General features: G+C 65.9%; 14 protein-coding genes. 12 read left to right on the forward strand and 2 right to left on the reverse strand.

The annotated features are described in order from the left end of the window. Positions 1 to 29: 29 nt before the first annotated feature. Together ACOQFS_RS23375 and ACOQFS_RS23380 are read right to left on the reverse strand one after the other, a co-directional pair. Positions 30 to 452, reverse strand: coding sequence for a MerR family transcriptional regulator (locus ACOQFS_RS23375; RefSeq protein WP_207375363.1), 423 nt, complete (start codon positions 450 to 452; stop codon positions 30 to 32). Then, complete coding sequence (locus tag ACOQFS_RS23380) at positions 449 to 781, reverse strand: hypothetical protein (RefSeq protein WP_296337398.1); 333 nt, start codon at positions 779 to 781, stop codon at positions 449 to 451. The genes ACOQFS_RS23375 and ACOQFS_RS23380 overlap by 4 nt, the downstream gene beginning before the upstream one ends. Positions 782 to 1,184: 403 nt before the next feature. Here ACOQFS_RS23380 and ACOQFS_RS23385 point away from each other — a divergent pair, with 403 nt between their 5' ends. From ACOQFS_RS23385 to ACOQFS_RS23440, 12 genes are all read left to right on the forward strand, one after another. Beyond that, positions 1,185 to 1,586: a hypothetical protein gene (locus ACOQFS_RS23385; RefSeq protein ID WP_023093282.1), complete on the forward strand. Its 402-nt coding sequence runs from the start codon at positions 1,185 to 1,187 to the stop codon at positions 1,584 to 1,586. Positions 1,587 to 1,597: 11 nt separating this feature from the next. Next, positions 1,598 to 1,837 carry a DUF2933 domain-containing protein gene (locus tag ACOQFS_RS23390; RefSeq protein ID WP_003090237.1) on the forward strand — a complete coding sequence of 80 codons (240 nt, stop codon included), beginning with the start codon at positions 1,598 to 1,600 and terminating at the stop codon, positions 1,835 to 1,837. Next, complete coding sequence (locus tag ACOQFS_RS23395) at positions 1,834 to 2,484, forward strand: methyltransferase family protein (RefSeq protein ID WP_421565165.1); 651 nt, start codon at positions 1,834 to 1,836, stop codon at positions 2,482 to 2,484. The genes ACOQFS_RS23390 and ACOQFS_RS23395 overlap by 4 nt, the downstream gene beginning before the upstream one ends. A 1-nt stretch (position 2,485) precedes the next feature. Beyond that, positions 2,486 to 2,644, forward strand: coding sequence for a hypothetical protein (locus ACOQFS_RS23400; RefSeq protein ID WP_010791738.1), 159 nt, complete (start codon positions 2,486 to 2,488; stop codon positions 2,642 to 2,644). Positions 2,645 to 2,654: 10 nt separating this feature from the next. Next, entirely contained in the window at positions 2,655 to 3,518 is an 864-nt protein-coding gene (ppk2, locus tag ACOQFS_RS23405; protein ID WP_023087280.1) for a polyphosphate kinase 2, read from the forward strand. 32 nt (positions 3,519 to 3,550) lie between these two features. Beyond that, on the forward strand, positions 3,551 to 6,016 hold the full coding sequence (locus ACOQFS_RS23410) for a heavy metal translocating P-type ATPase (RefSeq protein WP_023087279.1): 2,466 nt from the start codon (positions 3,551 to 3,553) through the stop codon (positions 6,014 to 6,016). Between the two features lie 31 nt (positions 6,017 to 6,047). Further along, positions 6,048 to 7,355: an MFS transporter gene (locus ACOQFS_RS23415; RefSeq protein WP_213155054.1), complete on the forward strand. Its 1,308-nt coding sequence runs from the start codon at positions 6,048 to 6,050 to the stop codon at positions 7,353 to 7,355. Beyond that, positions 7,352 to 7,963 carry a LemA family protein gene (locus ACOQFS_RS23420; RefSeq protein WP_421565166.1) on the forward strand — a complete coding sequence of 204 codons (612 nt, stop codon included), beginning with the start codon at positions 7,352 to 7,354 and terminating at the stop codon, positions 7,961 to 7,963. Before ACOQFS_RS23415 ends, ACOQFS_RS23420 begins: the two co-directional genes overlap by 4 nt. Before the next feature lies 1 nt (position 7,964). Continuing rightward, a complete protein-coding gene (locus ACOQFS_RS23425) occupies positions 7,965 to 8,870 on the forward strand; it encodes a TPM domain-containing protein (RefSeq protein ID WP_421565167.1) in 906 nt (301 codons plus the stop codon). 1 nt (position 8,871) lies between these two features. Next, complete coding sequence (locus ACOQFS_RS23430) at positions 8,872 to 9,369, forward strand: TPM domain-containing protein (protein ID WP_003121538.1); 498 nt, start codon at positions 8,872 to 8,874, stop codon at positions 9,367 to 9,369. A gap of 25 nt (positions 9,370 to 9,394) precedes the next feature. Beyond that, entirely contained in the window at positions 9,395 to 10,756 is a 1,362-nt protein-coding gene (locus ACOQFS_RS23435; RefSeq protein WP_023087275.1) for an MBL fold metallo-hydrolase, read from the forward strand. Next, positions 10,753 to 11,741, forward strand: a 989-nt coding sequence (locus ACOQFS_RS23440; protein WP_421565168.1) for a thymidine phosphorylase, incomplete at its 3' end; no start/stop codon positions are given. The genes ACOQFS_RS23435 and ACOQFS_RS23440, both read left to right, overlap by 4 nt.

Genomic DNA, 11,741 nt, shown 5'->3' on the forward strand with positions numbered 1-11,741 from the left:
GGGTCTCGTCTGTTCCTCACAGCGCGCAATCATTCGGACGTATTCAAAGGCCCCATGAGCGCAGCAATGATAGGGCAAGGAAGCGCCTCTCCCGTGTCTTCGCACCTCTCCAGCATGTCTCTCAGAGCGCCTCGCATGCGCTGAAGGTCGCCAACCTTCTCATCGATCTGGTCAAGGCGCCGCCGTGTCACCGTCTGAATAGCCCGGCGATTCCGCCCATCCTCCAGATCCAAGAGCGACTTCACCTCGTCCAGCGAGAACCCAAGGCTCTGAGCGCGCTTGATGAAGCCGATCCGCTGGATCATCGAAGCGGGGTAGCGCCGGAAGCTGCCGGCGTTCTTCGGGATCGGCAACAGGCCGCGTCCCTGGTAGTAGCGGATTGTCTCCACGCCGACGCCAGCGACCTTCGCCAGCCTGCCAACCGTCATCCAATCACCCATACCTTCGTTCATCGAGCGATCCACTGTCTATTCACGAGCAACACAGAATAACGCAGTACCGCGTAGTTGACCCTTGCCTCCATTTGATCCAAATCAATTTCCCGCAGCTCAGTTGGGAATAGGATCACAGGTGTCAATGGGTCAATAGGCCGCACATGCGCACACTTCTCAACCACCGCAGGATTCGCGCCATCGCGTGGATGGTGCTCGGGGTATGGCTGTTTGCGCTCGGGGCCGGGGTGGCCAATGCCTGCCTTCTGGAGTCTCCGCAGCAACATCGGCATGCTGTCGGGTATGAGCATGTCCCATCGTCCGGGCATGGAAATCATGAAGGCCTCCATGGTGAGCACGAAGAAGGTTCCCACGACCCGTCGAAGGCCCCGTGCCTGAAGCTCTGCGGCGACGTCAACCAGTCCGCCATTCAGAAAGCACCAACCTTCGCGTTCGACCTCGTCGGTTTGGCGCCTCCCGCCTATGGAGACCAGCTGCTGGCTCCGACGTTGGCTCTGCGAGCCATCCCATCGAGGGGTCACCAGCGACCACCTCCCAAGCGGCCGTCGTGGCTGCTGTTCGAGCGTCTCGCGCTGTAGCGCCTCCTTTGAGTTGCCGTGTCGGTCACACCCGGCGCACAACTCATAAGCCTTGACTCTGTACCCGACTACGGAGTTTTCATAGGGCTTTGTCCGCTTGCGGCGACATCGGTTTCGCCCCAATGGCAGGCACCCGCGGCTAAAGGAGAGAGAAATGAAATTCACGCATTCGATCGCGGCCATCGTTGGCGCCGCACTGGTCACCTTGTCTGCGTTCGCGCAGGACAACCATCTGGCCCATCACCCCGCAGGTGCGAGTCCGACCGCGGCCGAGACGCCAAGGGCGCCGACCACCGAGGGCATGGATGCGCAACTGAAGTCGATGCAGGCCATGCACGAACGGATGGTGGCTGCGAAGACGCCTGCGCAGCGCAAGGCGCTCATGGCCGAACACATGCAGGCCATGCGGGCTGGCATGGCGATGATGGGCGCAATGAAGGATGGAGCCGAGTCGGCGCCGACGGCTGAGCGGCAGCAAATGCTCGAAATGCGCATGGACATGTGCCAATCCATGATGCAGATGATGATGGACCGGATGCCTGAGCCGGCGAAGTGAGGAGGACGACCATGACAACTTCTCACCGCACCGGTCCAAGGTTTTCGCGCTCGCGATGGTTCCTGGGCTTTCTGGTCTTCCTGGCCGTGAGCATCTACATGCTGCTGACGGAACACCGCGGGCACTACTTGGCCGCGCTGCCACTGGTCCTCCTGGCGACTTGCGTCATCGCTCATGTGCTGATGCATCGCCATGCCGTACCAGGCGACGGTAGCAAGGCGAATCCACCGTACCCGGGAGAGCGCAAATGAACCACGATGCGCCCGCTTATGGGCTTTGGCTGCTCGTCCTCGTGAACTCGGCGGTCTTCATCATGTTCGCCTTCAGCTTCTTCAAACCGCAGACCTCGCGCGACTGGAGAACCTTCGGGACATTCGCAGCGTTCATTGTTGCCTTGTTCGTCGAGATGTACGGCTTTCCGCTGACGCTGTACGTGCTGTCCGGCTGGCTTCAGACCAAGTATCCCAGTCTGGACTTGCTGTCGCACAACAGCGGCCATCTCTGGTCGACCCTGCTGGGCGAGAGCGGCGACCCTCACTTCAGCCCGCTTCATATCGCAAGCTACATCTTCATCGGGGGCGGCTTCTGGCTTCTGTCGAGCGCCTGGACGGTGCTCTACCACGCGCAACGGCACGCCCAACTTGCCGTGAGCGGCCCATACGCCAGGATTCGGCACCCGCAGTATGTGGCCTTCGTGGCGATCCTTTTCGGCTTTCTGCTGCAGTGGCCGACGCTGTTGACGCTGCTGATGTTCCCCTTCCTCGTCGTGATGTATTCGAGGCTGGCAGTCAACGAGGAGAAGGACATGCGCAAGCAGTTCGGCGCCGAGTTCGACGCCTATGCCGCGCGCACGCCGCGCTTCCTTCCCTCCCTTTCGGACACGCGCCAGCGACGCTGACATGAAGAAGACCCGCTGGCGTCAGCGCATCAATCGACCGTACCTGGCTGCAGCCTACGGACAAGGCGATGGCTGCGGCTCCCGCTCGGATGCGGACATGAGCGCCGCGCCCCGCCGGGCGTCGACACACGCAATGCTGATCGCCTGCGACCAGACCTAACGGAGAACCCATGGCAAAGAACAAGAAGGGTGCCAAAGGCGCCAAGCACAAGGCCGATGTGGACGGCACCGGCACTGCCCACGGCTCAGCGCGCGACGAGACAGCGACACGCTCGATCGGCCGCGAGGACTACGAAGCACAGTTGCACATGCTGCAGATCGAACTGGTGAAACTGCAGCGGCATTTCATCAAATGCAACGACCGTATCCTGATCCTCTTGGAGGGAAGGGACGGCGCAGGCAAGGACGGCAGCATCAAGCGGCTGGTCGAACACCTGAGTCCTCGGGAAACACGGGTCGTCGCGCTAGGAAAGCCCTCCGACCGGGATCGCACGGGCTGGTACTTCCAGCGCTACGTCCCGCACCTGCCGGTTGGCGAAGAGCTCGTGGTGTTCAACCGCAGTTGGTACAACCGTGCGGGCGTGGAACCGGTGATGGGCTTCTGTACCGCCGAGGAGCACGAGGAATTCATGAACTCAGTGCCCAAGTTCGAGGAGATGTTGGTCAACTCCGGCATCAAGCTGCTGAAGTATTACCTCGACATCGGCAAGAAGGAGCAGAGCCGCCGGCTCGGGGAACGCCGCCGTGATCCCCTCAAACAGTGGAAGTCGAGCCCGGTGGATGCCGTCGCGCTGAAGCACTGGGACGGCTATACACGGGCGCGCGACGAGATGTTCATGCGCACCCATACGGCCGCAGCGCCCTGGTCTGTCGTGCACGGCGACAACAAACGGTTGGCGAGGCTCAACCTGATCAGAGACATCCTCTCCCGGCTGCACTACGCCGGCAAGAAGCACAAGGTCATCGCTCCCGACCGGGAGATCGTCTTCGAGTTTTCGCAGGACTGCCTGGACTCGGGCCGACTCGCTCGTTAAGACCACGTACACAGCGAACAGGAAGAACATCCATGAAGTCGATCAACGTTGAAGTCGGAGGGCTCGTATCGAGCCTGAGCGCGGAGGGAGTACGCCGCAAGCTGCTGCAGCTTCCCGGCGTCCATCATGCAGATGTCAACTATGTTGCGGGAAGCGCAACGGTCCATCTCGATGAGGGACAACTCAGTGTCGAGGATCTGCGCCAGCGCATCGCCGAATGCGGCTATCACTGCCGTGGCGAGCAGACGCCCAAGCACGTGTGCGCGCCCGCCGCTGGCGTCTCTGCCGACCCCAGCCATGCGGTGCACGGCCATCACGGCGCACCCGCACGTCAGGCGCAAGAGATGGGGCATGAGGGGCACCACGCGCATGCCCCCGCCACGGCCGCACGCGCGAAGGCTGCGGCCACGACGCCCGCCGCCCATGCTGCGCACCAGGCCCACGCAGGCGACCCTGCGATGGCCGACATGATGCACGACATGGGCCACGGGTCAGGCTCGATGCAGGACATGGCCCGGGACATGCGCAATCGCTTCTTCGTGGCCCTGGTCTTCGCCATTCCCGTGTTCTTCTATTCCCCGATGGGGAAGATGTTCGGCGACTTCCAGACGCCGTTCGGGCTGGACGACAAGCTCTTTCTTTTCTTCCTCGCAAGTGCCGCGATCATCTATCCAGGTTGGCCTTTCTACGTGGCGGCGTGGCGCGCGCTACGCAACGGCGTCGCCAACATGGCCACGTTGGTCGTGCTGTCGGTGGGCACCGGCTACCTGTTCAGCATCGGCGCGACCTTCTTCTACGAGGGTGAGGTGTTCTATGAAGCGGCATCGGTGCTGCTGGTCTTCATCCTGCTGGGGCACTGGCTGGAGATGCGCGCCCGCGCGGGCGCATCCGACGCGATTCGCGCGTTGATGGATCTCGCCCCGCCCATGGCCACGGTCGTGCGCAACGGGGTGGAGACCAAGGTACCGACCGCCGAGGTTGCAGCCGGCGAACTGGTCGTGATCAAGCCCGGCGACAAGATCCCGGTGGACGGCGAGATCGTCGAGGGCGCGTCGCAAGTGGACGAGTCGATGCTGACGGGCGAGTCCATGCCGGTCAAGAAGGGCGTGGGCAGCACCGTCGTAGGCGCCAGCATCAACAAGAGCGGAAGCTTTCGCTACAAGGCCACGAAGGTCGGCGCGGACACGGCCTTGGCGCAGATCGTCAAGCTGGTCCAGGAGGCCCAGAACTCGAAGGCCCCCGGCCAGCTGCTGGCCGACCAGGCATCCCAGTGGCTGGTGCTGGCGGCGATCGTAATTGGCCTGCTGACCTTCAGCGTCTGGTACTGGGTGATGGGACAGACATTGCTGTTCGCACTCACCTTGACCATCACCGTGTTCGTGATCGCCTGCCCTGACGCGCTGGGGCTGGCCACCCCGATGGCCATCATGGTCGGGACCGGGCTGGGCGCAATGAACGGCATTCTCTTCAAGAATGCGGCCGCATTGGAGAACGCCACCAAGTTGACGGTCGTGGTGTTCGACAAGACCGGCACCTTGACACTGGGGCAGCCCGATGTCGTCGAGATGGTGGCCGCGCCCGGTGTCGAGGAGACGCGGCTTCTGGCGACGGCCGCCGCGGTGGAGAAGTTCTCCGAGCACCCCCTCGCGCTCGCAGTGCTCAAGCGTGCGGGAGACATGCCGACGGAGGTCACCGAGAACTTCACCAACATCGATGGGCAAGGCGCACGGGCCACTATCGGGGGCGAGACGGTGCTCCTGGGCAACCGGCTGCTGATGCAGTCGGAACAGGTGGATCTGGCCCCCCTTGCCAGCGAGGCGGCGCGGCTGCAAGGCGGGGGGCGCACTGTGGTCCACGTCGCGCGCGGTGGCCGGCTGATCGGCCTCATCGCGATCGCCGATGCCGTGCGGCCGACCTCGCGCGAGACGATCGCCAAGCTGCAGGCACGCGGCGTGAAGGTCGCGATGCTGACCGGGGACAACCAGGCGACCGCCGAGCGCATCGGCAAGGAACTGGGTATCGACATCGTGCTTGCGGATGTGTTGCCCGGGCAGAAGGCCTCCAAGATCAAGGAACTGCAGCAGCAGGGTCACAAGGTCGGCATGGTCGGCGACGGCATCAACGACGCTCCGGCGCTGACGCAGGCCGACGTGGGCTTTGCGATTGGCGCGGGGACGGACGTTGCGATGGAAAGCGCCCAGGTGGTGTTGATGAAGAGTGACCCCTACGACGTGGTCGGGGCCATCGAACTGTCCCGGGCGACGCTGCGCAAGATGCACCAGAACCTCTGGTGGGCCGTGGCCTACAACGTGATCGCCTTCCCGCTGGCGGCCGGGGTGCTGTATCCGTTCACCTTGTCGCCCGAGGTCGCCGCATTGTCCATGTCGGGCAGTTCCGCGATCGTCGCGATCAATGCGCTGATGCTCAAGCGCACGCGCCTGCCGGGGATCAAGCGCGTGACGTCGCGTGCCAGTGTCCCAGCGGCCGCGTCAGCCTGAGCGGCGGGCCACCATGGTAGAGAGCCGCGCCATGCGATCACCGCGCGAATCCGGGCCCACCCGCCAGCAAGACCTCGGCGTCGCGCAGCTGGGTTGGCTCGCTGCGGCCGTATTCGTCGTCTCGGCCGGATATGGGGCACTGATGCCCTTGATCCCCGACTGGCTGCGGCCCTTGATGGGCGACGCGGATCCTGCGGCGCTTGCGCGCCATGTCGGCTACCTCAGCGGCATCTACACGGCGGGCATCCTGCTGGGTGCGCCCCTGTGGGGCATGCTGGCGGACAGGCTGGGGCGTGCCCGCGTGTTGCTGGTGGGCCTGATCGGCTACGTGGCCAGCCTGCTCCCGCTGCTGCGCCCCGAGTCCCTGGGCGTGGTCGGCATCTATGCGCTGCGCGGCGCGACGGGCTTTTTTGTGGCCGCGGTCGTGCCGGTGGTGCCGGCGCTCGTCGCGCAGTACACCCCAGAATCGATTCGCGCCAGGCGCTTTGCATGGCTGGGTGCGATGTCGCTGCTCGGGTTCCTGTTCGGCCCCGGCCTGAACGCCGCTGCAGAACGGCTTGTCGGCCTGGGCTTCTTGAGCGTGCTGGTACAGGGCTCATCGACCACGCTCGTGATCGCACTCTCGGCCGCGCTCGGCGCGCTGATGATGCTGGGCCTGGCCGCAACGCTTCCCGCACCTTCCTCCCTTGGAGAGGCGGACGCAGCCGATCACGACGGAGCACCCCGGAGCCGCTCCCTGGCGCTCTGGATTCTCAACGGTGTGGTCATGTTCGTGCTTGCCGGCTTTGAACTCGGCATCGTGCTGCAGGGCCAGCGCCACCCCGATCTCTCCTCCCGAGAGGTGTCGTTGATGTTCGCCGAGTGCAGTCTGGTGATGCTGGGCGTCAACGCGGTGCTGTTCTTCACCGGCCTGCTGGAGCGCGCCGACCCACGCCGCGTACTGGCCTGCGGCATGGTCCTGGGCATCGCCGGGCTCCTGATGCTGGCCCGCCATGGCAGCGAGATGTGGCTGTACGTCGGCGTGAGTTTCATGGCTGCGGGCACGGGTCTTGTGCTCCCCACCCTGGCCTACCTCGCTGCCGGCACCTCGGCGCGGCGGCTCGGTATCGCGATGGGAGGGCTCGCCGCGGCAGCCGGCCTCGGACAAACACTGGGATCGGCCGCCACCGGATGGCTATTCGGCGCTGTGATGCAGAGCACCTTTGCGTGGCTGTCGATTCCACTGGCCGCCACACTCGCGCTGCTGCTCATTCCGCGGCATTGGTGGCCAGCCAACCCCGTCCTGGTGAGCGCTTCACCGTCCCGCACTTTTCTCACTTCCACGGAAACCGAACCATGAGACTGATCCTGATGTCCCTGCTCGCAGCGCTTGCCCTGTCGCTGAGCGGATGCGGCTACAACGACTTCCAGCGGCTGGACGAGCAGACCAAGTCCGCCTGGTCCGAGGTGCTGAACCAGTACCAGCGGCGCGCCGACCTGATCCCGAACATCGTCGCGACCGTCAAGGGCGAGACCAACTTCGAGCAGGAGACGCTGACCCGGGTGGTCGAGGCCCGCGCGAAGGCGACCTCGATCCAGGCCACGCCGGAACTCGTCAACAACCCCGAGGCCTTCCAGAAGTTCCAGGCGGCACAGGGCGAACTGTCCGGCGCGCTGAGCCGGCTGCTGGTGGTGGGCGAGAACTACCCGCAACTCAAGGCAAACCAGGCTTTTCAAGACCTGCGTGCCCAACTTGAGGGCACGGAGAACCGCATCACCGTGGCGCGTGGGCGCTACGTGAAGGCGGTGCAGGATTACAACGTGCTCACGCGCAGCTTCCCGACCAACATCACGGCCAAGCTGTTCAGCTACGACGTCAAGCCCAATTTCTCGGTCGCCGACGAGAAGGCCATGGCGGCGCCGCCACAGGTCGATTTCGGCGCCTCGGCGCCGGCGGCGCGCCCCTGACATGAGAACGCCCAGAACAGCGGTGCTCTCTCCGGCGGCCCCTCTTCGGCTGGCCCACGCTCTGGCCTGGCTGCTGCTGAGCCTGTTCCTTTCGGTCGCGTCCGCGCAGGAGTTGGTCGCCGTTCCCCCGCTGCAGGCGCGCGTCACCGATCTCACGGGAACGCTCGCCGCCGATCGTGTCGCCGCGCTGGATGCGCAGCTTCGGGCCTTCGAGCAACGCAAGGGCGTGCAGATCGCCGTGCTGATGGTCCGCTCGACGCGGCCCGAACCCGTCGAGCAGTACGCCCTGCGGGTGGTAGAGCAATGGAAGCTCGGCCGTCGCAAGGTGGACGACGGCGCGTTGCTCCTGGTGGCCAAGGACGACCGCACCGTGCGCATCGAAGTCGGATACGGCATCGAGGGTGGGCTGAGCGACGTGGTGTCGCGGCGCATCATCGACGAGGTGATCACGCCGCGCTTTCGCCAGGGCGATTTCGACGGCGGCATCGCCGCAGGCGCCGAACAGATCATGCGGGTGGTCGATGGCGAGGCCCTGCCTGCGGCGGACCCACGGCGGCGGGGGCAGACCAACGACATCGGGCGGGCCTGGCCCTTCCTGTTCGTCGCGGCCCTGATGCTGGGCGGAGTGCTGCGCAACGCCCTCGGCCGCCTTCCAGGCTCCCTGGTCACGGCTGGCGTGCTGGGTGCCGCTGCGTGGCTGTTGGTGGGCACCCTCGCGGTGGCCGCGGTGGCTGGACTGGCGGGATTCCTCGTCACGCTGCTGGGCATCGGCATGGGTGGCCACGGCGGCATGCACGGGCGCCACCGGGGAGGCGGCTGGCCGGGCGGAGGATTGGGCGGTGGTGGCGGTGGATTCCGCGGCGGCGGCGGCGGCTTCGGTGGCGGCGGCGCGTCAGGACGGTGGTGAGATGAACATGCAACGACTTCTTCGCCACCTTGCGACCACGGATCGCGCAGTCCGCCGCGCCTTCCCCCCGCGCGCGCTAGATGCGATCGAGCAGGCCATCCGCACGGGAGAGTTCCAGCATGGGGGCCAGCTGCGCTTCGTGGTCGAGGGTGCGCTGGACGGATCGCCACTGTGGCGCAATCAATCGCCGGGTGAGCGGGCGCTGGACCTGTTCGCACGCCTGGGTGTGTGGGATACGGCGCACAACAGCGGCGTCCTGATCTACGTGCTGCTGGCCGACCGGGCCGTGGAGATCGTGGCCGATCGCGGCATCCATGCCTGTTGCGGTGCCGAAAGGTGGTCGGCTGTGTGCCAGCGCATGGAAGCCCAGTTTGCGCAGGGACGCTTCGAGGCCGGAGCCCTGGAAGGCATCGTGGCCGTCAGCCACCTGCTGGTGCAGCACTTTCCGCGGGGCGCGGACCACGGCAACGAGTTGCCGGATCGGCCGGTCCTTCTTTGAACGACAACATCCTTGGAGACCTACCATGCAACTTCAATTTCTGGGTGCCACCGGCACCGTGACCGGTTCCAAATACCTGCTGCGCCATGGCGACGCGACCATTCTGGTGGACTGCGGCCTGTTCCAGGGATTCAAGCAGCTGCGCCTGCGCAACTGGGAGCCGCTGCCGGTCGCGCCCAAGACCGTCGACGCGGTCGTGCTCACCCACGCCCACATCGACCATAGCGGCTACCTGCCACTGCTGGCGCGACAAGGCTTTCGCGGCCGGGTTTACTGCACGTCCGCGACGCACGAGCTGTGCAAGATCCTGCTCACCGACAGCGGCCATCTGCAGGAGGAAGAGGCGAAGTTCGCCAACCGGCACGGTTTCTCCAAACACCAGCCCGCGCTGCCGCTGTACACCCGTGAGGACGCCGAGCGCTGCCTGAAGCTGTTCGCGCCACGTCCGTTCTCTCAGGACTTCGAGGCGCTGCCCGGACTCACCGCGCGGTTGACGCCTTCCGGGCACATGCTCGGCTCGGCCTTCGTGCACCTCAACGATGGCCGGCGATCCGTGCTCTTCTCCGGCGACATCGGCCGGCCTAACGACCCGGTGCTGCGCCCGCCGGTGCAGGTCCCCGGCGCCGACTACCTGCTGGTGGAATCCACCTACGGCAACCGCAAGCATGAAGCGTCCGACGCACTGGCGCAGCTGGAGACTGTCATCAACAAGACGGCCGCCCGTGGAGGGGTCGTGGTGATCCCAGCGTTCGCTGTCGGCCGAGCGCAGAGCCTGATGTACGGCATCTACCAACTCAAGAAGCAAGGGCGCATCCACCAGCACCTGCCCGTGTACCTGGACAGCCCGATGGCCATCGATGCCACACGGCTGTACCACGCCCATCGCGACGAGCACCGGCTCTCGCCCGAGGAATGCGAGGGCATGTGCCATGCCGCGAAGATCGTCAACAAGGTCGAGGAGTCCAAGGCGCTCAGCGCCGGTCGTGGACCGATGGTCATCATCTCCGCCAGTGGCATGGCCACGGGAGGCCGCGTGGTGCACCACCTCAAGTCATTCGCGCCCGACCATCGCAACACCATCCTGTTCGCCGGCTACCAGGCGGGCGGCACCCGTGGCGCCGCGATCGTGCACGGCGCGTCCACCGTCCGCATCCATGGCCAGGACGTGCCGATCGGCGCCGAGGTGGCCTCGCTCGACAACCTTTCCGCCCACGCCGATGCCGACGAGATCCTCGCGTGGATGCGCGGCTTCACGCAAACACCGCGCCGAACCTTCGTGACCCACGGCGAGCCGGAGGCGGCCGATGCGCTGCGCGCGCGGATCGACCATGAACTGGGCTGGTCGGTTGCCGTGCCCGAGTACCTGCAGACGGTGGATCTGGTATGACGGCGCACCTGCACGAGACCGGCACCGGCACCGGCACCGGAGAGGATGGCGTGAACACGCTGCAGGCGTGGCGCACCGGCATCGACACCCATCAGGAGCCGGTGGTCTACATGCGGCGCGACTGCCCTGTCTGCCGGTCGGAGGGTTTCACGACCCAGGCGCGCGTGCAGCTGACGGCCGGCCGCCGCAGCATCGTGGCGACGCTCAGCGTCGTCGATGGGGATTGGCTGGCCGAGAACGTCGCTGGCCTGTCCGAATCGGCATGGGCGTCGCTGGGGGCGCAGCCGGGCCAGCTGGTCACGGTGACCCATGCACCGCCGCTGGATTCGCTCAGCCATGTCCGGGCCAAGGTCTACGGCAATGCCCTGGGCGATGCCGAGTTCAGCGCCATCATCTCCGACGTCGCGGCGGGCCATTACTCGGACCTGCATCTGGCCACCTTCATCACCGCCTGCGCCGGCGATCGCCTGGACCTCGCGGAGACCGTCTCGCTCACGAACGCCATGATTGGCGTCGGTGACCGCATCGATTGGGGGCGCCCGCTGGTGGTGGACAAGCATTGCGTCGGCGGCCTGCCCGGCAACCGCACGACCCTGCTCGTGGTGCCCATCGTGGCCGCCTGCGGCCTCACGATGCCCAAGACCTCCTCGCGCGCCATCACCTCGCCGGCCGGGACGGCCGACACGATGGAGGTGCTGGCGCCGGTGAACCTGGATGTGCCGAGCATGCGGCGCGTGGTCGAACGCACGGGCGGCTGCATCGTCTGGGGCGGCTCGGTACGGCTCAGCCCCGCCGACGACATCCTCATCCGCGTCGAGCGGCCGCTGGACCTGGACAGCGAGGGCCAGCTCGTCGCCTCGGTCCTGTCCAAGAAGGCCGCCGCGGGCTCGACCCATGTGCTGATCGACCTGCCCGTGGGTGCCACCGCCAAAGTGCGCAGCGCGCAGGCCGCGGCGGCGCTCGGTCGGCGCCTGCAGGAGGTGGG

It is taken from the genome of Paracidovorax sp. MALMAid1276 (genome assembly GCF_049198005.1).
Taxonomy (GTDB): domain Bacteria; phylum Pseudomonadota; class Gammaproteobacteria; order Burkholderiales; family Burkholderiaceae_C; genus Acidovorax.